20 protein-coding genes are annotated in these 20,651 nt (G+C 65.0%); 9 read left to right on the forward strand and 11 right to left on the reverse strand.

What is annotated here, in order from left to right; all coding sequences use genetic code 11:
* Positions 1-164: 164 nt before the first annotated feature.
* A complete protein-coding gene (locus tag M2336_RS14170; protein ID WP_264593154.1) occupies positions 165-1,382 on the forward strand; it encodes a glycosyltransferase family 4 protein in 1,218 nt (405 codons plus the stop codon).
* 74 nt (positions 1,383-1,456) lie between these two features.
* Here the strand turns inward: M2336_RS14170 and ndk are convergent, their stop codons facing one another.
* Positions 1,457-1,879: a nucleoside-diphosphate kinase gene (ndk, locus tag M2336_RS14175; protein ID WP_181559849.1), complete on the reverse strand. Its 423-nt coding sequence runs from the start codon at positions 1,877-1,879 to the stop codon at positions 1,457-1,459.
* 170 nt (positions 1,880-2,049) lie between these two features.
* On the opposite strand from ndk, the gene M2336_RS14180 reads away from it, so the two are divergent.
* Positions 2,050-2,790 (forward strand): hypothetical protein, encoded by a 741-nt coding sequence (locus M2336_RS14180; RefSeq protein WP_264593155.1) that lies wholly within the window; start codon positions 2,050-2,052, stop codon positions 2,788-2,790.
* 25 nt (positions 2,791-2,815) lie between these two features.
* Here the strand turns inward: M2336_RS14180 and M2336_RS14185 are convergent, their stop codons facing one another.
* Positions 2,816-3,253 carry a DNA polymerase III subunit chi gene (locus tag M2336_RS14185; RefSeq protein WP_264572994.1) on the reverse strand — a complete coding sequence of 146 codons (438 nt, stop codon included), beginning with the start codon at positions 3,251-3,253 and terminating at the stop codon, positions 2,816-2,818.
* Between the two features lie 61 nt (positions 3,254-3,314).
* Positions 3,315-4,769 carry a leucyl aminopeptidase gene (locus tag M2336_RS14190; protein ID WP_264572995.1) on the reverse strand — a complete coding sequence of 485 codons (1,455 nt, stop codon included), beginning with the start codon at positions 4,767-4,769 and terminating at the stop codon, positions 3,315-3,317.
* Between the two features lie 226 nt (positions 4,770-4,995).
* Here M2336_RS14190 and M2336_RS14195 point away from each other — a divergent pair, with 226 nt between their 5' ends.
* From M2336_RS14195 to rsmA, 4 genes are all read left to right on the forward strand, one after another.
* Positions 4,996-7,356, forward strand: coding sequence for an LPS-assembly protein LptD (locus M2336_RS14195; protein WP_264572996.1), 2,361 nt, complete (start codon positions 4,996-4,998; stop codon positions 7,354-7,356).
* Between the two features lie 141 nt (positions 7,357-7,497).
* Positions 7,498-8,868: a peptidylprolyl isomerase gene (locus M2336_RS14200; protein ID WP_413715975.1), complete on the forward strand. Its 1,371-nt coding sequence runs from the start codon at positions 7,498-7,500 to the stop codon at positions 8,866-8,868.
* 13 nt (positions 8,869-8,881) lie between these two features.
* Entirely contained in the window at positions 8,882-9,910 is a 1,029-nt protein-coding gene (gene pdxA / locus M2336_RS14205; protein WP_264572998.1) for a 4-hydroxythreonine-4-phosphate dehydrogenase PdxA, read from the forward strand.
* The gene (gene rsmA / locus M2336_RS14210; protein ID WP_264572999.1) at positions 9,907-10,728 is read left to right on the forward strand and encodes a 16S rRNA (adenine(1518)-N(6)/adenine(1519)-N(6))-dimethyltransferase RsmA; all 822 of its coding nucleotides are present in this window, start codon (positions 9,907-9,909) and stop codon (positions 10,726-10,728) included. The genes pdxA and rsmA overlap by 4 nt, the downstream gene beginning before the upstream one ends.
* A gap of 20 nt (positions 10,729-10,748) precedes the next feature.
* Here the strand turns inward: rsmA and M2336_RS14215 are convergent, their stop codons facing one another.
* The 5 genes from M2336_RS14215 to M2336_RS14235 all read right to left on the reverse strand — a co-directional run bounded on the left by M2336_RS14215 (position 10,749) and on the right by M2336_RS14235 (position 15,355).
* Positions 10,749-11,258 (reverse strand): tetratricopeptide repeat protein, encoded by a 510-nt coding sequence (locus tag M2336_RS14215; RefSeq protein WP_264573000.1) that lies wholly within the window; start codon positions 11,256-11,258, stop codon positions 10,749-10,751.
* A 50-nt stretch (positions 11,259-11,308) separates the two neighbouring features.
* Positions 11,309-12,502, reverse strand: a complete 1,194-nt coding sequence (locus M2336_RS14220) for an RsmB/NOP family class I SAM-dependent RNA methyltransferase (protein WP_264573001.1) — start codon at positions 12,500-12,502, stop codon at positions 11,309-11,311.
* A gap of 30 nt (positions 12,503-12,532) precedes the next feature.
* Positions 12,533-13,990, reverse strand: a complete 1,458-nt coding sequence (guaB, locus tag M2336_RS14225) for an IMP dehydrogenase (protein WP_181559858.1) — start codon at positions 13,988-13,990, stop codon at positions 12,533-12,535.
* A 120-nt stretch (positions 13,991-14,110) separates the two neighbouring features.
* Positions 14,111-14,452 carry a hypothetical protein gene (locus M2336_RS14230; RefSeq protein WP_264573002.1) on the reverse strand — a complete coding sequence of 114 codons (342 nt, stop codon included), beginning with the start codon at positions 14,450-14,452 and terminating at the stop codon, positions 14,111-14,113.
* Between the two features lie 54 nt (positions 14,453-14,506).
* On the reverse strand, positions 14,507-15,355 hold the full coding sequence (locus M2336_RS14235; RefSeq protein WP_413715938.1) for an HpcH/HpaI aldolase/citrate lyase family protein: 849 nt from the start codon (positions 15,353-15,355) through the stop codon (positions 14,507-14,509).
* 92 nt (positions 15,356-15,447) lie between these two features.
* Here M2336_RS14235 and M2336_RS14240 point away from each other — a divergent pair, with 92 nt between their 5' ends.
* Genes M2336_RS14240 through M2336_RS14250 form a run of 3 tightly spaced genes read left to right on the forward strand, consistent with a single transcriptional unit; the run spans position 15,448 to position 17,245 of the window.
* Positions 15,448-16,422, forward strand: a complete 975-nt coding sequence (locus M2336_RS14240) for an SPFH domain-containing protein (protein ID WP_181559860.1) — start codon at positions 15,448-15,450, stop codon at positions 16,420-16,422.
* 17 nt (positions 16,423-16,439) lie between these two features.
* The gene (locus tag M2336_RS14245) at positions 16,440-16,925 is read left to right on the forward strand and encodes an NfeD family protein (protein WP_264593156.1); all 486 of its coding nucleotides are present in this window, start codon (positions 16,440-16,442) and stop codon (positions 16,923-16,925) included.
* Positions 16,922-17,245 carry a YnfA family protein gene (locus tag M2336_RS14250; RefSeq protein WP_264573003.1) on the forward strand — a complete coding sequence of 108 codons (324 nt, stop codon included), beginning with the start codon at positions 16,922-16,924 and terminating at the stop codon, positions 17,243-17,245. The genes M2336_RS14245 and M2336_RS14250 overlap by 4 nt, the downstream gene beginning before the upstream one ends.
* 3 nt (positions 17,246-17,248) lie before the next feature.
* Here M2336_RS14250 and M2336_RS14255 read toward each other — a convergent pair whose 3' ends face one another.
* The 3 genes from M2336_RS14255 to M2336_RS14265 all read right to left on the reverse strand — a co-directional run bounded on the left by M2336_RS14255 (position 17,249) and on the right by M2336_RS14265 (position 20,587).
* Positions 17,249-18,325, reverse strand: coding sequence for a mechanosensitive ion channel family protein (locus M2336_RS14255; RefSeq protein WP_264573004.1), 1,077 nt, complete (start codon positions 18,323-18,325; stop codon positions 17,249-17,251).
* 14 nt (positions 18,326-18,339) lie between these two features.
* Positions 18,340-18,831 carry a hypothetical protein gene (locus M2336_RS14260; protein WP_264573005.1) on the reverse strand — a complete coding sequence of 164 codons (492 nt, stop codon included), beginning with the start codon at positions 18,829-18,831 and terminating at the stop codon, positions 18,340-18,342.
* 148 nt (positions 18,832-18,979) lie between these two features.
* Entirely contained in the window at positions 18,980-20,587 is a 1,608-nt protein-coding gene (locus tag M2336_RS14265) for a phosphoenolpyruvate carboxykinase (RefSeq protein ID WP_264573006.1), read from the reverse strand.
* Positions 20,588-20,651: the final 64 nt, after the last annotated feature.

A 20,651-nucleotide genomic window follows, 5' to 3' on the forward strand; every position in this document is an offset into this window, starting at 1 on the left:
GTGAGAAACTGTGGGAAAGCGAGAGCAGGACCCGATGCTGCTACTCGGGGAGCCACTTTCCACAGATCGCCGGCCTGCTCGGCCGGACCTGCCGGCCCGCACTGCCGCAAAAAGGGTTAGCCGCGTTGACAGGCTCGCCTCTCCGCTCCCATGAGCGGTCGGCCATGAAACTTGCTTATCTTCTCAACATGTATCCGCTGATCAGCACGACGTTCATCCGTCGCGAGATCGGGGCGATCGAGGCGCTTGGTCAGCCGGTCGAGCGCTTTGCCCTGCGGCACTGGGATGGCGAGCTGGTCGACCCTGAGGATATCGCCGAGCAGGCGCGCACGCACTATATCATCACCGGCAGCAAGGCGGCGCTGCTGTGGGACGTGCTGCTCACCTGCCTGCTGCATCCGGTCAGAACGCTGCGGGTGCTGCCGCTCTGGTGGCGGGTGTGGCGCAACGCGGGGCGAAACCTTGTCGCCCATGTCGCCTATCTGCTGGAGGCCATGGCTTTCGCCCGCCGCGCCAATGCGCAAGGGGTCGATCACGTCCACACCCACTTCTCGACCAACGCGACCACCGTGGCGATGCTGGCGCGGCGGCTAGGCGGGCCATCCTACAGCTTCACGGTCCATGGTCCCGATGAGTTGGCGCCCGGCGAGCCGGCCCGCCTCTCCATCCGCGAGAAGGCACGCGATGCGGTTTTCATCGTCGCCATCACCCGTTACTGCCACGATCGCATCGTAGCGGAGGCCCCAGAGGCGGCCCAGAAGGTCCGCATCGTCCATTGCGGCATCAACCTCTCCGACTTCCCCTATCAGCCTGCCCCGCCCGAGAGCAGCCGGGTGATCTGCATCGGCCGCCTGTGCGCCAACAAGGGCCAGATCCATATTCCACCCGCCGTCGCTGCTGTGATTGGGGAATTTCCCGATCTTGTGGTCGAGCTGATCGGCGGCGGGGACGACGAGCACGCGCTACGGGAGGCGATCCGGGCACATGGCGTCGAGGATCATGTCGTCCTGCACGGCTGGGGCACCGGTGCCTATGTGCGAGAGCAATTGCTGGCCGGTCGCGCCATGCTGCTGCCGAGCTATGCCGAGGGCCTGCCTATCGGGATCATGGAAGCCTTCGCCATCGGCCGACCGGTGCTGAGCACGACGATCGCGGGCATCCCCGAGTTGCTAGACGAGCGCTGTGGCTGGATTTTCGCGCCTGGCGATGAGGACGCCATTGCCGAGGCGTTACGCGGGATCATGCGCGCCACGCCCGAGCAGCGGGCTGCGCTGGGCGCCGAGGCACGGCGCCGCGTGGAAGAGCGGCACGACCTGTTCAAATCCGCCCAGACCCTGCTCGATTATTTCAAGGCGGAAGCAGCCTCCGGCCGGCAGCGTTAAACCAAATAAAAAGGCGCCGGACCCGATGGTCTGGCGCCCTTTTTTAGAAGGCCGACGGTTAGACGGCCATCCGATTAGCCGACGATTTCTTCCGGCTTGAAGAAGTAGGCGATCTCGATCGCGGCATTCTCTTCACTGTCCGACCCGTGAACGCTGTTGGCTTCGATCGACTCGGCCAGCTCCTTGCGGATGGTGCCGGGCTCGGCATTGGCGGGGTTGGTGGCGCCCATGATGTCGCGATTCCGCTTCACGGCGTCCTCGCCTTCCAGAACCTGCACGACGACCGGGCCGGAAATCATGAACTCGACCAGCTCACCGAAGAACGGACGCTCCTTATGGACCGCGTAGAAACCCTCGGCCTGCTCACGGCTCATGTGGATGCGCTTGGATGCCACGACGCGCAGGCCGGCTTCCTCCAGCATCTTGGTGACAGCACCGGTCAGGTTGCGACGGGTCGCATCGGGCTTGATGATCGAGAAGGTGCGGGTCGCCGCCATGAGAAATGCTCCGGTAAAGAAAACGAAAGAGTTGAGGTCGCGCGCGCTCTACCCGCGAAGCGACGGCCGATCAAGAGCAGCAGGCGTCCACGGGTTACGATCAATTAAGCGCTTTGAGTTCACATTGTTACGGTTTGCCATGGTTGGGTGCGCAAAGGGGGAATGGGAACATGCAGGGCGCGGAGCCGAAGGAATCCATTTATCGGATCGACAGGCATGATGACGGGTCGCTGCGCTTTCACAGCATCGCACCGGGACAGCACCGCTCCTTTCCTGATGCGGCGACGGTGACGACGCCCTGCCTGACCTTACCAGCAGAGGCGGCGGAGCCGGCACTGGCTCGAGCCGCTGCGCGTAAAAGCTCAACCTGCAACCGGGCTTCCCAATATCCTGCCATTTGCTGGCCCGACCTCGGACCGGGCGAGAGCCTGAATGCCTTTGGCATGTTCTGGAAACGCGAACTGGTGCCCTGGTCTGGACCGCCCCTCCTCCTCGGCCGGCGCACCAAAGGGGCGCCATTGTTCAACTTTGCCCGTCAGGTGGGTCTTTATCTGCTGCAGGATGGCGCGCGGACCGTCTATGTCGGGCGTGCGAGCAACGATCTCTATGCGCGACTCAAGACGCATACGACCGACCGACTTGCCGGCCGGTGGAATCGCTTTTCCTGGTTCGGCCTGCGAGACGCCAGTCAGCATCTGCCTTTCGCGCAAAGCGCGTGCTGGAGCGAAGCCAATATGCTCAGAATCATGGAAGCGCTGTTGATCGAAACCCTCGAACCGCCGCTCAACCGACGCGGCGGAGACGGGCTGAGCGGCCGTGAATTTCTTCAGGCCAGCGCACCGACGTCCCTCAAGAGCCGTCACGCAGAAGCGCGCGCCGATACCACCAAGAAGCCGCGTCATATGCGGTGAGCGAATCCGGCGCGCCGGCGGTGCCTCAAGGGCCTTGGCGCCACCGCCCGCCATCCTGCTTCCAGAAGCGCGTCGTGACGTCGTCCGATCGGCTCAGCGCCTTCCAGGCGAGCCGCGCCCCGCCCACCGTGGCATCGTCGAAAAAGTAGAAGACCCGATCGAAGCCCAGCGCTTCATCCCGCCACAAGCCATCGGCCAGCGCGACATGGCGCGCGCCATTGGCTGCATCGCAACTCGGCGCAAGGAGGATCGGCTGGACCTGCGGCATGGGTGCATCCGCATGATCGTTGGCCAGATAGCTCTCCGGCCCTGCACTCCACAGACCCTCGGAGATACGGTCGAGCTGGTCTCGCTCGGCGGAAACGACCAGCAGCCGCCCGCCGCCATCAAGCACCCTGCGCGCGATGGCGGGTACCGTCGCCTCGACGGGATCCCGGCTGAGCTGATAGAAATCCACCTGCATGTTGCGGCTCTAGCGCGATTGGGCCCGGCTGCGAAGGCCGGGCCGAAATATGCGCAAGACCTCAACCGGCCTGATAGTGATCGCGGATCAACTGATCGAGCAGGCGCACGCCATAGCCGGTAGCGCCCTTCTCCCATGTCGCGCCGGGCTTGTCGGCCCAGACCATGCCGGCAATGTCCAGATGCGCCCATTTGACGCCATCCTGCACATAGCGCTTGATGAACTGCGCCGCAGTGATCGAGCCGGCATAACGCGGCCCGATGTTCTTCATGTCGGCAATGGGGCTGTCGATCAGCTTGTCATAAGCGGGCGACAGCGGGAAGCGCCACAATTTGTCACCGCTCTCGCGACCGGCCGCGAGGAGCTCTTCGGCAAGACCATCGTCATTACTGAACAAGCCGCCATGCTCGCTGCCGAGCGAGATCAGCATCGCCCCGGTGAGGGTTGCAAGATCGATCACCGTCTCGGGCTTGTAGGTCTGCTGGGTCCACCAGATCGCATCGCACAGCACCAGACGCCCCTCGGCGTCCGTGTTCAGCACTTCCACGGTCTGGCCGGACATGGTCTTGACGATATCGCCGGGACGCTGCGCGCCGCCGTCCGGCATATTCTCGACCAGCCCGCAGATGCCGACGACATGCGTGGGCGCTTTGCGGAGGGCCAGCGCCTTCATCGCGCCGGCAACGGCGCCCGCGCCGCCCATGTCCCACTTCATGTCTTCCATGCCCGCACCGGGCTTGAGCGAAATGCCGCCGGTATCGAAGGTGACGCCCTTGCCGACCAGCGCCAGCGGCTTGGCCTGCGCGCCATTGGTGCCGTCCCAACGCATCGCAAGAATGCGCGGCTTGCGCACCGAGCCCTGCGCAACGCCGAGCAAAGCACCCATGCCGAGATTGGCCATATCCGTCTCATCCAGCACGCTGATTTCAATGCCGAGATCGACCAGATGCCGACAGCGCTCTACGAAGCTCTCGGGATAGATGATATTGCCTGGCTCGGCGACCAGTTCGCGCGTGAATGCAACACCTTGTGCGACGGCTTTGGCATCATCTACGAGCGCCGCCAGATCGCCGGACTCATGAACCAGCGTTACGGTTTCGAGCGTCGGCTTGGCCTTCTCCGCCAGCTTCGTGCGATAGGTGTCGATGCGCCATGCGCGCAATTCCGCGCCCAGCGCGATCCGGGCAAGCGCGTCGGCAGTAAGCCCCGCGCCGTCGATTGCGACATGCTTGACGCCGGAGGTCTGCAGCCGTGCCGTCACCGCGCCGCCTGCCTTCTCCAGATCGGCCGGCGTGCCCTCGCCCGTCCCGACGAGCAGGACGCGGAGAGTCTTGCCCGCCTCGGCCACGAACAGTTCCACCACGGCGCCTGCCTCGCCGCTAAAGCGCGATGCCGCCGCCGCCTGCGCCGCCAGAGCCTGCGCCTCGATGCCCGGCGACACGGCGGCGCCCTTTGCGACCGGGAAAACGAGGCAGTCCATGTCGGCAGGGCGACTGGCGGAAATGGCGATGTGCATGGATACAAGCTCCTGGAAAGGAATTATGTGGCCAGATGACCTGGTGTGAATATGGAAGCGGAATAGCGCCTTGCCAGGGGGTATGCCACGGCAAAGGGACCGTTAAGCGCGATTTCACGCTTGGGAAGGCAATTGCGGAGCGGGCGCTGCAGTGCAATAGGGCAGCGTTGCACACGGCGCGCGCAGACCGCGAGCCGCGCTGGGAGAATGACGATTGGTTGCCACGATGAGCCGTGACACGCGCGAGCGGACCATGATGCGCGTGCACCTGTGCATCAGCGCGCCAGCTCTGATTCTGGCGATGGTCATGGCCGCGCCGGCCTACGCCCAGACGCAGGCCGAGCCGCCGACGCAGGGCGAACCGCCGCTCACCATCGACAATGTGGCGCCGCAGGATATTCCCGCCGGCGCCGAACCGGATTTTCAGGACCGCCCTGCCAAGGAAGAGGCCGAGGCCGTCCCCATGCCGGCAGCGCCGGTCTCCAAGAACGAGATCAATTTCCAGGCCGACCGGATCGATTACGACAGCAATGCCGATATCGTGCGCGCCTCCGGCAACGTCCGCGTCGCCCGGCAGGATGCCAATCTGTCCGCCGATCAGGTGGAGTGGGATCGCAAGGCCGGCACCGTCATCGCGCGCGGCGACGTGCTGCTCGTCAATGAGCGTGGCGACCGCGCTTATGCCGACGAGATGGACGTCACCGAAAGCCTGCGGGACGGCGTCATCGAAAATCTGCTGATCGTCACCAACAGCGAGAATCGGCTGGCGGCGGTGAAGGCCCAGCGCACCGACAACATCTACGTGCTGGACAAGGCGGCATTCACGCCCTGCAAGGTCGAGACGGTCAAGGGCTGCCCCAAGGAGCCAACCTGGCAGATTCAGGCCGATCGCGTCATTCTGGACGAGGCTCGCCAGCGGGTGCGCTATGAGAATGCGCGCGTCAGCATGTTCGGCCTGCCCCTGCTTCCCCTGCCGGGCCTGCGCCACAGCATTGGCGATGAAGGCAGCAGCGGCTTGCTGGTGCCGGATATCGGCTATGATCGGCGCAACGGGGTGCAATATGTGCAGCCTTATTACTGGCGGCTTGCGCCAAATCGCGATCTGACGCTCACGCCCTATGTCTACAGCGCGGTGCTGCCGATGCTCGGCGCCAGCTATCGCGCCCTGCTGTCTAAGGGTGCCTATCAGATCACCGGCTATGGCACGGTCAGCGCCGTTACGCCGGTCACGGGCGAAACCGATGTCACCAGCGATGAGCGTCTGCGCGGCTACATCGCTGCCAGCGGCAAGTTTCAGTTCGACCCGCTCTGGTCGTTGACCGGATCGCTGCGTTACGCGTCCGACCGTACCTTCCTCAATCGCTATGACCTGAGCCACGAGGATCGTCTGCGCTCCACGCTCAATCTTGAGCGGATCGGCACGCGCAGTTATCTCTCGATTGCCGGTTGGGCCTTCCAGTCGTTGCGCTCGGGGGACCGCGCCGGTCAGGTCCCCATCGCCATTCCCGCAATCGACTACCGTTTGCGCACCACCGATCCGCTGTTCGGCGGACGGGTGGAACTGCAGGCCAACAGCCTGTCGATCCTCCGCACAGACGGGCAGGATACCCAGCGCGCGTTCGTCGGCTTCACCTGGAAGCAGAGCCGCCTGACCGGCATGGGGCAGGAAGTCTCGCTGACCGCCTATGCGCGGGGCGATGTCTACAACAGCGCGCAGAATGATCTCTCGCCAACGGTGGTCTATCGCGGTGAGGAAGGCTGGCAGACGCGAGGAATCGCCGCGTTGGCGCTGGATGTGCGCTGGCCATTCATCGGGCAGGCTTTTGGCGGCACCCAGCGCCTGACACCACGCATCCAGCTGGTTGCCGCGCCGCGCCTCGCCAACCTGAATGTACCCAACGAAGATGCCCGCGCGATTGACCTGGAGGATTCCAACCTCTTCGCGCTCAATCGCTTTCCTGGCTATGATCGCTTCGAGGATTCGACCCGCATCACCTATGGGTTCGACTACCGCTTCGACGTGCCGAATTTCTCGTTCGATACCACCGTCGGCCAGAGCTACCGCATCGATGACCGCCCGTCCCTGCTGCCCAATGGCACCGGCCTGTCCGATCGGCTGTCGGACATCGTTGGTCGGTCGGAAATCCGCTACAAGGATTTCCTGTCCTTCACCCACCGCTTCCGGCTCGACAAGGATGGCTTCGCCGTCCGACGCAACGAGATCGAGGCGACGGTCGGAACGCGCCGCACTTATGCCGAGGTCGGCTATCTGCGGCTGGACCGGAACATTACGTCCGGCGTCGAGGATCTGCGCGATGTCGAGGAAATCCGCCTTGCAGCGCGCGTCGCCTTTGCGCGCTTCTGGTCGGTCTTCGGCTCGACGAACATCGATCTGACCGGCCAGCGGGACGATCCGACGAGCACCCTGTCCGGCTTCGAGCCGGTGCGTCACCGCCTCGGCATCGCCTATGAGGATGACTGCCTGGAACTCGGCTTCACCTGGCGGCGCGATTACCAGACGGTCGGCGATGCCCGTCGCGGCAATTCGTTTCAACTGCGGCTGGTATTTAAGAATCTCGGCCTGTAAAGACTCCAGCTTCGCAAAGGGTGTGAAGGCCGGGCGTCATCCTCGCTCAGGCCCGGTTCAGCCGCCGCGCATTAATCCGCCGGGCAGGTCCGCGGCCTCTTGAGGCCGCCTGCTTCTGAATGGAGAGCAAGTTTGACTGACGTGAACAGCGTGAAAAGGATTTCCTCCCGTTTCACCGCCCGGATTCTTGCAGGCGCCGCGACGGGCCTTTTGGCGTGCTCAGCAATTGCTCAAGCGCCGGAAGGCCAGGCTGAGGATGCCGCCGGTGCGACCGCGTCCGCGCTCGATATTCCCGCCTCGGTGGTGCTCTTCGGCAAGCGCGACCCCAATGTCCGCACCGCGACGGCGCTGGTGAACGGCGAGGTCATTACCCAGACGGATGTGGAGCAGCGGCTCGCGCTGGTGGTCCTCGCCAATGGCGGCAATGTCAGTGCCGAGGAAAAGGACCGTCTGCGTCTGCAGGTGCTGCGCAACCTCATCGACGAGACGCTGCAGATTCAGGAGGCAGCGGCCAAGGATATTCGCGTCCCCGCCGCCGAGCTTGACGAGAACTTCGCCCGCGTCGCCGCGAACTTCCGCTACACGCCGGACAATTTCGCAAAATATCTTGCCGCGCAGGGCTCATCCGCGCGCAGCATCCGGCGCCAGATCGAAGGCGAGGTCGCGTGGAGCCGCCTGCTGCGGCGTCAGGTCCAGCCTTTCGTGAACGTCTCCGAGGACGAGGTCCGCTCGACCTATGAGCGTCTCCAGGCAGCCAAGGGCAAGGAAGAGTTCCACATCGGCGAGATCTATCTCTCCGCCAACCCGTCGAACAGCCAGCAGGTGGCCGAGAACGCCCAGAAGATCATGGCGCAGATTCGCCAGGGCGGCTCGTTCCAGGCCTATGCGCGGCAATATTCGGAAGCATCGACCGCTGCAGTCGGCGGTGATCTGGGCTGGGTGCGCGCCGCGCAGCTGCCCGAGCCGCTGGCCGAAGCCGCCCAGCAGCTCCAGGTCGGCCAGATCGCCGGCCCGATTGCCATTCCGGGCGGATTTTCGCTCGTCTATCTGATCGACAAGCGCCAGGTGCTGATGGCCGACGCGCGCGACGCCGTGCTCAGCCTCAAGCAGGTCGCCATCGACTTCCCCGCCGGCACAACGGCTGCTGAGGCCCAGCGGCGCGCCAACGCCTTCGGGGAAGCGCTCAAGAAGCTTCAGGGCTGCGGATCGGTCGAGGCGATGGCCAAGGGCGTCGGCGCGACGGTCATCGAAAACGATATTCAGGCGCGCAACCTGCCCCCGCAGCTCCAGTCCATTCTGCTCTCGATGCAGGTCGGCGAATCCACGCCGCCCTTCGGCTCGGCAACGGAAGGCGTCCGCGCGCTCGTTTTGTGCGGTCGGGACGATCCGCCGGACGCCAGCGCACCGTCGGTGGAGTCGATCATGGCGCAGATGGAGGAAGATCGCGTGAACAAGCGTGCACGCACATATCTGCGCGACCTCCGTCGCGATGCGGTGATCGACTATAACTGACGTCTTCCGCACGATGTATTCCGCGTCCGCGCTGCCGCGGCCGATCGCGATATCGCTGGGCGATCCCGCAGGGATCGGTCCGGAGGTCACCGCGAAAGCCTGGGAAGCGCGGGACGCGCACAATCTCCCTCCTTTCTTTGCGGTCGGTGATAGCGCCGCCATCGCTGCGGTCTGGCAAGGGCCGGTGGCGATGATCGGCGACCCGATCGAGGCCGATGCGGTGTTCGGCAAGGCGCTGCCCTGCCTGCAGGTCGCCGATGCCGGTGAGATCATCCCCGGCCAGCCCTCGATCGATGGCGCGCGCTGCGCCTTCCAGGCGCTGGAAGCGGCGACGGGGCTGGTGCGGGCGGAAAGCGCCAGCGCCCTGGTGACCGCGCCCGTTTCCAAATCCCAGCTGTCGCAAGTCGGCTTCACGCACCCCGGCCAGACCGAGTTCGTGGCCGAGCGCTGCGGCGTCTCGCGCGGCAATGTGGTGATGATGCTGGCCGGCCCGTCGCTGCGTGTGGTGCCGCTCACCATCCATATTCCCTATACAGAGGTGCCGGAGTCGCTCACCGCCGCACTGATCCGCTCCCGCGCACTGGCCACCGCGCGCGGCCTCAAGCGGCTGTTCGGCATCGAGAACCCGCGCCTCGCCATGGCCGGCCTCAATCCTCATGCGGGTGAGAACGGGATGCTCGGCACGGAAGAAACAACGCTGATTGCGCCGGTGCTCGAGCAATTGCGCGAAGACGGGCTCGACATTTCCGGGCCGCATTCGCCGGATGCCTTGTTCACGCCCCGCGCCCGTGCGCTCTACGATGCGGCCTTGTGCTGCTATCACGATCAGGCGCTGATCCCCATCAAGGCGCTGGACTTCGATGAGGGCGTCAACATCACGCTGGGCCTGCCGATCGTGCGCACATCGCCCGACCATGGCACGGCGTTCGATCTGGCGGGCAAGGATCGGGCGCATCCTGGCGCGATGATCGCCGCCATTCGCATGGCGCAGCAGGCCGAGCTCAATCGCCGCGCCTGGGTCGATCCCTGCCAGCCCTCATGACCCCGCTTCCACCGTTGCGCGAGGTCATTGCCACGCATGGCCTGCGGGCCAGCAGGGCGCTGGGCCAGAACTTCCTGCTGGACGAGCAGTTGCTGGATCGCATCGCCGCGATTCCGGGGGATCTGACCGGCGCGCGCGTGTTCGAGGTCGGCCCCGGTCCGGGCGGGCTGACCCGTGCGCTGCTCCGCGCCGGCGCGCAGGTCACGGCCGTCGAACGTGATGCCCGCTGCATTCCGGCGTTGGCCGAAGTCGCGGCGGCCTTTCCGGGTCAGTTGCGCGTCATCGAGGATGATGCGTTGCGGGTCGACCCCGTGGAGGCCTGCGGCGGACCGGCGCATATCGTCGCGAACCTGCCTTATAATATCGGCACAGCCCTGCTCGTCGGCTGGCTGGAGAGCGGCGTTTGGCCGCCCTGGTGGCTCTCCGCCTCGCTCATGTTCCAGGCTGAGGTGGCCGAGCGGATCGTCGCGCAGCCCGGCAGCGATGCCTATGGGCGGCTGGCGGTGCTGGCCCAGTGGCGCAGCCGTGCGCGCATCGCGATGAAAGTCCATCGGTCGGCCTTCACGCCGCCGCCCAAGGTCATGTCCGCTGTGGTCCATCTCGTCCCGGCCGACGCGCCCGGCGGGGTCGAGGTCGCAACGCTCAGCCGGTTGACGGCCGCCGCCTTTGGTCAGCGGCGCAAGATGCTGCGGCAGAGCCTCAAGGGGCTGCCGGGCGCGCTCGATGCTTTGGCGGAAGCCGGGATCGACCCCAGCCGCCGCGCCGAGACACTCAGCGTGGACGATTTCGTGATGCTCGCGCGCCTGATGGGGCGCTGAGCAAGTTCACAGCGCGAAATTTACTGCTGCTCGACCTTCGGTGCGTTGGTCACCGCCTCAGCCGTGGTCACCGGCGGCTTGGTCGTGGCGATCGCGGAGGCCAGCTGATCCGCACTGGCACATTGCGTCTTGCAGAGCAGGCGCAGCTTGGCGAGCGTCTCGCGAGCGCTTTCCACCGCGCCCTTGTCCAGCATCGCGAGCCCTTCGCCTTGCAGGGCCGCCTGATTGCCGGGCTCCAGATCTAGCGCGCGACCATAATAGCGGATGGCCTTGCCGGGGAGCTTCTGGGCGCGGGCGATCTTGGCCAGCGACATGAAGATGCCGGGCTGATCGGGCGCCAGAAGAAGCGCGGTTTCGTAGGCATCGCGGGCCTTGGTGAGATCGCCAGCATCTGCGGCGGCCTTGCCTTTTGCCATCCATTCGGCTGCGCGCGGGCTGGGCGCGGGCGTCGCGCTCTGCTGGGAAAATCCACTGCTCGCCGACAGGGCAAGCGCACTCGCAAGTAATATGGAGGCGGGGGTAAACCGCATGATTGTCTCCCAGATCGAGCCCTGCGCAACAGACGCCATGGTCGACGACGCTAGCATGGTTTTTCAAGCACCGCGAAGAAAAAGCCGTCGGTTCCGTCATGTGCAGGCGTGAGTAAGGTGCCCTCGCCCCATGAACGCCCCGGCGCCTGTTCCGACCCGGTAAAGTGTACCGGCTGCCATAGGGGATCGGTCCTGACGATTTGCTGAATTTGATCGCGCCCTTCCCGGTCGATCAGCGAGCAGACCGCATAGACCAGGCGCCCGCCCGGCTTCACCAGCGGCAGCGCCAGCCGCAACAGCCGCGCCTGCAGCGCAACGACCCGATCCAGCCGTGCGGGCGTCAGGCGCCAGCGCGCCTCGGGATTGCGTCGCCACGTGCCCGATCCGCTGCAGGGCGCATCGATCAAGACGACGTCGCACTGCCCGGCGAGCGGCTTGAGCGCTGCTTCCTCCCGACCAGAGTCGAGCAGCAGCGTTTCGATCTGCCCGCCATAGCCGGCGCGCTCGGCACGCGGCGTCAACCGCGCGAGACGGTCTCGCACAGCATCGGCCGCGATCAGGCGGCCAACAAGAGCGCCGTTCTTGATCATGTCCGCAGCCAGAGCGAGCGTCTTGCCCCCTGCCCCGGCGCATAGATCGAGCACGGTCAGGCCCGGTATGGCGTGACAGGCCTGCGCGATCAGCTGACTCCCGGCATCCTGCACCTCGGCAATACCATCATCCGGAACGTCCGTGCCGGCCGGCAGCGCATAGCCATATGTCGTTGCCCTGATCGGCTGGGCCTCAGGCCAACGCGCCAAAATATCCGCATCGCTCGCCCTCAGCGGGTTGCGCCGAACGTGGAGAGGGGCGCGATCGAGCAGCGCCGCCTGCTCGGCCTCATCGACCAGCCCGGCAAAGGCCGCGGCGACCCAGCCCGGCAGGCGCGAGCCATCCGGCCCGCGTTCCGCCTCGCCCAAGGGCGTCGGCGCATGGGCCGAGCCATCAAACAGCGCCGCCAGCGCCGCGTCCTCGCGCGCCAGACCCGCCATGGCCGCACGGCCGGAGGATGGCGGATCGCCATAGGCTCGCACAGCGCGATAGACGAGGTCGCGCACCGCGCGGCGATCCTTCGATCCGGCATAGCGGCGCTCGCGAAAATAGCGGGCGATCAGCGTATCGGCGGCGGCGCCATCATCGCGCGCACTGGCGATGATGACATCGAGCAGATCGATGGCGGCCTGCACTCGCGCGGCGGGCGTCATACCGCTGCCCCCAATGCAGGGCTGATATCTTTATCGTGTCGGATAATTCGGCGCTTCACGCGTGATCGTCACGTCATGCACATGGCTCTCGGAGAGGCCGGCATTGGTGATCTGCACGAAGCGGGCGCGCTCCTGCAGCTCGCGGATCGTCTTGCTGCCGGTATAGCCCATGGCAGCCTTCACACCGCCGACGAGCTGATGGATGACATCGCGCGCCGGCCCCTTATAGGGCACCTGGCCTTCGATCCCCTCCGGCACCAGCTTCATCTGATCCTTGATGTCCTGCTGGAAGTAGCGATCCGCGCTGCCGCGCGCCATCGCACCGACGGAGCCCATGCCGCGATAGCTCTTATAGGCCCGGCCCTGATAAAGGAACGTCTCGCCCGGTGCTTCCTGCGTGCCGGCCAGCATCGATCCGATCATCACCGCAGCGCCGCCCGCAGCCAGCGCCTTGGCAACGTCGCCCGAGGTGCGCAGGCCGCCATCGGCGATCACCGGAATACCGCTCTTGAGCGCTTCCTGCGCCGCGTCCATGATCGCGGTGAGCTGCGGAACGCCGACACCGGCAACCACGCGCGTGGTGCAGATCGAACCGGGACCAATGCCGACCTTCACGCCGTCCGCGCCGGCGTCGATCAGCGCGCGCGTGGCCTCGGCGGTCGCGACATTACCCGCAACCAGCTGGATTTCATTGGAAAGCTTGCGAATACGCGCGACGCTCTCGGCCACCATCTTGGAGTGGCCATGGGCGGTATCGACCACGATCAGGTCGCATTCGGCGTCGATCAGCGCTTCGGTGCGCTCGATACCTTTGTCGCCGACCGTCGTTGCCGCGGCGACGCGCAGGCGGCCGGAAGCGTCCTTGGTGGCCTGCGGATAGGTGACGGCCTTCTCGATGTCCTTGACGGTGATGAGGCCCACGCAGCGGAAGGCATCATCGACCACCAGCAGCTTCTCGATCCGGCGCTGATGCAGCAGGCGGCGGGCCTCATCCTGCGAAACGCCAGTGCGCACGGTCGCGAGATTCTCATGCGTCATCAGCTCGCGCACCGGCTGTGCCGGGTTTTCGGCAAAGCGCACGTCGCGGTTCGTCAGGATGCCGACCAGCTTGCCGGTCGACTCCACAACCGGAATGCCGCTGATCTTGTGCCGCGCCATCAGCGCCTGCGCCTCGGACAAAGGCTGATCCGGCCCGATGGTGATCGGGTTGACGACCATGCCGCTCTCGAACCGCTTGACCGCGCGCACCGCCGCGCACTGCTCCTCGATGGAGAGATTGCGGTGCAACACGCCGATGCCGCCAAGCTGCGCCATCACGATGGCCATGTCTTCCTCAGTCACGGTATCCATGGCCGAGGAAAGAATGGGGATATTCAGCGAAATGTTGCGGCTGACCCGCGTGGACACATCGGCCTGACTCGGCAGCACATCGGACTCGCCCGGCTGAAGAAGCACGTCGTCGAAAGTGAGGCCGAGCCGAATGTCCATATATGTCGCCACCTGATCTGGAGAGACCCCTTGGGGGAATCAGTGGCGGCCCATGTAACCATTTCCCCCGTGCAGGGCTAGGGGGTCGTCAAAGAGAAGGGCGCGAAGGCTGGTTTGCGCCTATCCGAGGGCGGGACGGACCACCCCGCGCTCCGCACGATCGCTAGCGATCATCTGCGTCAACGCGAGCAGGAGGGCTGGCACGGCAAGCGTCCAGACCAGATCGGACAGTGTATCGTCGAGGCGCAGCGACCGGTAATAGGCCGCTTGCAGGCTCTCGTTGACGAGCTCGGCCAGCGCCACCACAGCAAATGGCAAGGCCGGATGGCGGCGCGTGAGCGGCCAGGCAGCGACCATAGCATAGAGCAGCAAGCCGCCGATCAGGTGCGCGCGCTCGTGCGAAATGGCGAGAAAGCGCAGGCTCCCCTCCGTCAGGGCGACATAAGCGGCGGGAATATCCATGTAGCGCTTCGTAAAGAAAGCAGGTTAGCGATCCGTTACGACGCGATCCAAAGCCTAGCTGCGCAGATGCTCGGCCCGGTCGATGATCGCCTTGGCTTCCTCGACATGCATCGCCTCGATCATGCGCCCGTCATAGCGCTGGGCGCCACCGGTGAAGGCCTCGACCAATGCGCGGGCCTGTTCCACTGCCGGGCCGCTGGGGGAGAAGGCATCATTGGCGATATCGATATGGCTGGGGTGGATGATGGTCTTGCCATCGAACCCCATCTGCCGCCCCTCGTCGCACTCGGCGGCCAGACCGGCCGGATCTTCCAGATTGTTGTAGACGCCATCGAACGCGGCGACACCGGCGGCGCGCGCTGCCAGCACGATGGACTGGAGCGAGTAGGAAATCGCGCTGCGCGGTGCATCAGGCGGCACGGCCAGGCCTCGCCGCAGATCGTTGGTGCCGGCGACCAGCGCCGAGACGCCCGGCTCGCGCGCGATGGACAGGGCGTTGATGATCCCCGCCGGGCTCTCAATCATCGCGATGACCGGCCGTTGCGTCACGCGATTGACGTCGTGAACCTGCCGCGCCTCGATCACCTTGGGCACGATGACATAGGGCACCCCGGCACTGCGGGCCGCGACCATGTCCAGCCCGTGCTCGGGCCGCCCCTCGGCATTGATGCGGATGGCGCAGGGGCGTCCGTCGAACCCGGCTTGCACAGCCTCCACGGCGCGCTGCCGGGCCGCGTCGCGGTCTTCGGCGATCACCGAATCCTCGAGGTCGAGAATGATGAAGTCGCAGTCGAGCTGGCGCGCTTTCTCGATCGCGCGCGGGCGCGAGGCTGGTACGAACAGCAGCGTCCGAACGAGGCGCAACGGCAAATCAATTCTTTCGACCGGACGACGCTTCTGCATGCCTTTTCAATCCTCTTATCCTGCCGATTCCGCTTTCCGGCACTGTTCTGAAGGGCCATAGTAGCGACCGCAAGCGCAGGAGGCTATCGACCATGGATCTGGTCACGTTCGCAATGTTCATCGCCATTCTGGTGATCTTCTATCTGTTTGCCAGCGTGAAGATCGTCCGGCAGGGCCATCGCTACACCATTGAGCGGTTCGGCCGGTTCACCGAAGTCGCGTCTCCCGGTTTCAACATTTATCCCGCCTTCTTCTACCGGGTCGGCCGCAAGATCAATATGATGGAGCAGGTGATTGATGTCCCGTCTCAGGAAATCATCACCCGCGACAATGCCATGGTGGCCGTGGATGCCGTGGTGTTCTTCCAGGTGCTGGATGCCGCCAAGGCCGCTTATGAGGTGAGCCACCTCAATACGGCACTGCTCCAGCTCTCGACCACCAATCTGCGCACGGTGATGGGGTCGATGGATCTGGACGAGACCCTCTCCAAGCGGGATGAGATCAACGCCCGGCTACTGAGCGTGGTCGATCACGCTACCAATGCCTGGGGCGTCAAGATCACCCGCGTCGAGATCAAGGATATCCGCCCGCCGCAGGACATCGTGAACGCGATGGCCCGGCAGATGAAGGCCGAGCGTGAGAAGCGCGCCAATATCCTCGATGCCGAAGGGTTCAAGAGCGCCGAGATCCTGCGGGCCGAAGGCGCCAAGCAGGCGCAGATCCTCGAAGCCGAGGGCCGGCGTGAGGCAGCGTTCCGTGACGCCGAGGCCCGCGAGCGCGAGGCGGAGGCCGAGGCGCGAGCGACGCAAGTGGTGAGCGAGGCCATCGCGGGCGGCAATGCCCAGGCGATCAACTATTTCGTGGCGCAGAAATATGTCGAGGCGGTGGAGAAGTTCGCGACCTCCAGCAACGCCAAGACCATCCTCTTCCCGGTGGAAGCCACCCAGCTCATCGGCACGCTCGGCGGCATCGGCCAGCTCGCCAAGGAAGCGCTGGGAGATCATGGTGCAACGCCGCCTGCACGGCCCGTGTCCGGCACCGGCGTGCCTCACACGCGGACGCCGTGACGCCGATGCTCGACGGCATGCATCCTTCCATCCTCTGGGGTGTGTTCGCGGTGATCCTCGCCGGGGCGGAGATCATCGTGCCCGGCGTTTTTCTGATCTGGCTGGGCGTAGCTGCGGCGCTGACGGCCGGGCTCAGCCTGGTCCTGCCGATCAACCCGGCCTTCCAGCTGCTCGCCTTTGCCATCTTCACCGCGATTTCGGTGAGCGGCGGACGGCTCTGGTATCTCGCCCGCCCTGTCGCATCCCAAGACCCGATGCTCAATGACCGGGCCGCGCGCCTTGTTGGCCGCGAATTGCTGGTGGTCGAACCGATCAATCATGGGGTCGGCCGGGTGAAGGTGGATGACGGAAGCTGGACGGCGACCGGACCGGATGCAGATGCCGGCAGCTATGTGCGGGTGACGGGGACCAAGGGCGCGGCGCTGATTGTCGAACCCCTGCCCACTCCCCTCGCCCCGCCCGGCTTGGCCCGTGACGGCAAGGACGTGCCGGAGCCGGAATGACAGCCTTTGCCTTTATCGGCGCGGCGCTGGCAGAGATCGCCGGTTGCTTTGCATTCTGGGCATGGTTGCGGCTCGACAAATCACCGCTCTGGCTGCTCCCGGGCCTTGCCTCACTGGCGGTTTTTGCCTGGCTTCTCACGCTGGTGGAAGCCGATTATGCGGGGCGGACTTACGCCGCTTATGGGGGTGTTTATATTGCCAGCGCGCTTGCCTGGCTCTGGCTTGCAGAGGGCACCAGGCCGGATCGCTGGGATCTGCTGGGCGGCGCAGTCTGTTTGTGCGGCGCCGCGATCATCGTCTTCGGGCCACGCACAGCCTAGCGATCACCCGGCATGCGCCCGTTCAGTGACATCCCGCGCCAGCAGGCCGCGGTGGCGGGGCAGCGCCTGAGGCATCTCATCGCGGATGAAGGCCAGCACCTTCTCACGAATCTCACAGCGCAGGTCGAAGGCCTCGCCCGCATTGCGCGCGCTGGCGAGGCCGCGCACCTCGATAGCGTCCGGGCGCACCTCCGTCACCTGAAGCACCTTCACCCGCCCATCCCAGAGCGGCGAGGCAGCCACGATCGCTTCATAGCGGACCCGCAGCTGATCGATATCGGCCGTTGGGTCGAGATGGAAGAAAACCGAGCCAAGTAATTGACTTGTTGAGCGAGTCCAGTTCTGGAAACTGTCTTCGAGAAAGCGGGAGATGGGCACGACCAGCCGTCGCTCGTCCCACACCGCCACGACCACATAGGTCATGTAGATCGCCTCGATCTTGCCCCATTCGCCTTCGATGATGACAACGTCATCGATGCGGATTGGCTCGGTGAAGGCAAGCTGGATGCCCGCGATTACGTTTTTGAGCAAGGGCTGCGCAGCCGCGCCGACCGCCAAGGCCGCAAGGCCGGCCGAGGCCATCAGCGTCACACCCACCGCCCGCACCGAGGGGATGCTGAACAGCATGAGGCACAGGGTGATGAAGATCACCAGCACCACGGCGATCCTGCCGAGAATTCCCGTCCGCGTGCGCTTTCGCCGGGCGCGGAGATTGTCGGCTACGCTGATATCCGTCCGCTGCTCCACCACATCCTGCGTGCCGCGAATGAGGGCAACCGCCAGCCAGCCGATCAATCCCGGTACGATCATGGCCGCCGCCTGGCTCCAGATCAGGTGACCGCGCTCTCCCAACGTTAGCGACGGACGGAGGAACGCCAGCGCGAAGGCGACCAGCAGCCAGCGCGACGGCCATTGCGCCCGGCGGAGCAAGGCGAGGCCACCTTCAGAATGCGCATGGGTCAGCAGACGGCGCAGCACCCGCACGCTGATCCAGTGCAGAGCCAGGGCCGCCAGGACGGCGAGAACGCCCAGCATCAGCGATTCCAGTAATGGCGGCAGGGTCCAATGCTCGGGAAACATGTCCCTTTTACTGCTCAGGCGCGATCCGGTTCCCGCGGCAGGTAGGGAAGCAAGTCCGCCAGCGCAGGCTTTTCCAGGTCCGGCGGCGTGTAGGACAGCCGCGCTTCGACCGAGAAGAGACGCTCGCGCGACCAGAAATTGAGCGGCCAGTCCCGTGCGCTCTGTGCTGAGGTCAGCAGGCCATTGACCTGATCCAGCAGGGCACCGCCTACATGCTCGGCCCGATAAAGCCGCACTCCCCCGAGAAACGCGCGCGTGATCGTTTCATGATAGCCGTGGCGATCATCGTTCGGCACGCCCACGCTGGCATTGTAGCGACGGATGATCGGCGCGATCTCATGATCCAGATCGATGTCCGGTCGCTCGACCATCAGCCAGAAACAGGCAGCGAGGTGCGCCTCATGCGTCCAGCGCTCGCGCGGCAAGGTGCAATCCAGAAGCCCCGCTCCAATTGCGTGGATGGGGGCGGCATCGCCGAACAAGCGATGATTGTTATCTGTCGTCACGACGGCGCCCTAAGCTTGCGCGGCATCATTTGCGACCGACAGGCCATTCCATATGCTCATGCGTACCCCCCGCAGATATGAGAACGGCGGCCACCCTAGCATGGGCAGCCGCCGCTCATAAGCCTCGAAAGGCGTCAATCGGCGCGCGTCAGGCCGCGACGGGAGCCTTCAGCACGTCGCGGACGGACGCGTCCACGTCGGCCTCGAACTGCGCGAAGTTGGCGACAAACTTGCCGACCAGCTCGGCGGCCGTCTCGTCATAGCGCGCCTTGTCGCTCCACGCGGCGCGCGGATCGAGCATATTGGGGTCGATATCACCAACCGCCACCGGCACCTCGAACCCGAAATTGGGATCGATGCGGAATTCGGCGTTGTTCAGGCTGCCGTCGAGCGCTGCGTTGAGCAGCGCACGCGTCACCTTGATCGGCATACGGCTGATGCCCGGATCGGTTGCCTTGCCGCCGGTCCAGCCGGTGTTGACCAGCCAGCACTTCACGCCACCCTTGGCGATCCGCTCCTTGAGCAGATTGCCGTAGACGCTCGGGCGACGCGGCATGAACGGCGCGCCGAAGCAGGTCGAGAAGGTCGCCTGCGGCTCGGTCACGCCGATTTCCGTACCCGCGACGCGCGCGGTATAGCCCGAGAGGAAGTGATACATCGCCTGATCGGGCGTGAGACGCGCGATCGGCGGCAGCACGCCATAGGCATCGGCGGTGAGGAAGATGATGTTCTTCGGCACCGGGCCGAGATTGTCGGCCGAGGCATTGGGGATGAAGTCGATCGGGTAGGAGCCGCGGCTGTTCTCCGCCAGCGTCGCATCGTCCAGATCGATCTCGCGCGTGTCGGGATCGATCACGACGTTTTCCAGCACCGTGCCAAAGCGCTTCGTAACCGCGTAGATTTCCGGCTCGGCCTCGGCCGAGAGGCGGATCATCTTGGCGTAGCAGCCGCCCTCGAAGTTGAAGACGGCGGTATCCGACCAGCCATGCTCGTCGTCACCGATCAGCGTGCGGCTGGCGTCGGCGCTGAGAGTCGTCTTGCCGGTGCCGGACAGGCCGAAAAACACCGCAGTGTCGCCATTCGGGCCGATATTGGCCGAGCAGTGCATCGGCATGATGCCCTTGGCCGGCAGCAGATAGTTGAGGATAGAGAAGACCGACTTCTTCATCTCGCCGGCATAGGCCGTGCCGCCGATCAAGATCAGCTTCTCGGTGAAGTTGACCGCGATGATCGTCTCGCTGCGGCAGCCATATTTGGCGGGGTCCGCGCGGAAGGTCGGCAGATCGATGATCGTATATTCGGGCTTGAAGCCGGCCAGCTCATCGCGCTCGGGGCGCACGAGCAGCGTGCGGATGAACAGATTGTGCCAGGCAAACTCGTTGATCACGCGCACGTTGACGCGATGCTCGGGCTGCGACCCGCCGAACAGGTCGGCGACGTAAAGCTGCTTCTTCTCGCCCAGCGCGGCGAAGAAATCCGCCTTGAGCGTGGCGAACTGCGCCGGCGTCATCGGCACGTTCACGTCGCCCCAGGCGACCGTGTCCTCGGTCGTACCATCGCGCACAATGAACTTGTCTTTCGCGCTGCGGCCGGTGTGCTTGCCGGTCTCGACAACCAGCGGCCCATCCTTGGCCAGCACGCCCTCGCCGTTGCGAACCGCTTCTTCCACCAAAGGCGCGGTCAGAAGATTCCATTTGACGTCAGCCGACGTCGATATGCCTTGGTCGCCAAGACCAAAGGAAGAGATAACCTGCACACCTGTCTCCTAAGCAAAAACGCAGGGCGGGCTCCTACGGCCGTCCTCCGCGAGAAAACTTCAA

Origin of the sequence: Sphingobium sp. B1D7B, from assembly GCF_025961965.1 — a bacterium.
In the GTDB taxonomy this organism is placed as follows: Bacteria; Pseudomonadota; Alphaproteobacteria; order Sphingomonadales; family Sphingomonadaceae; genus Sphingobium.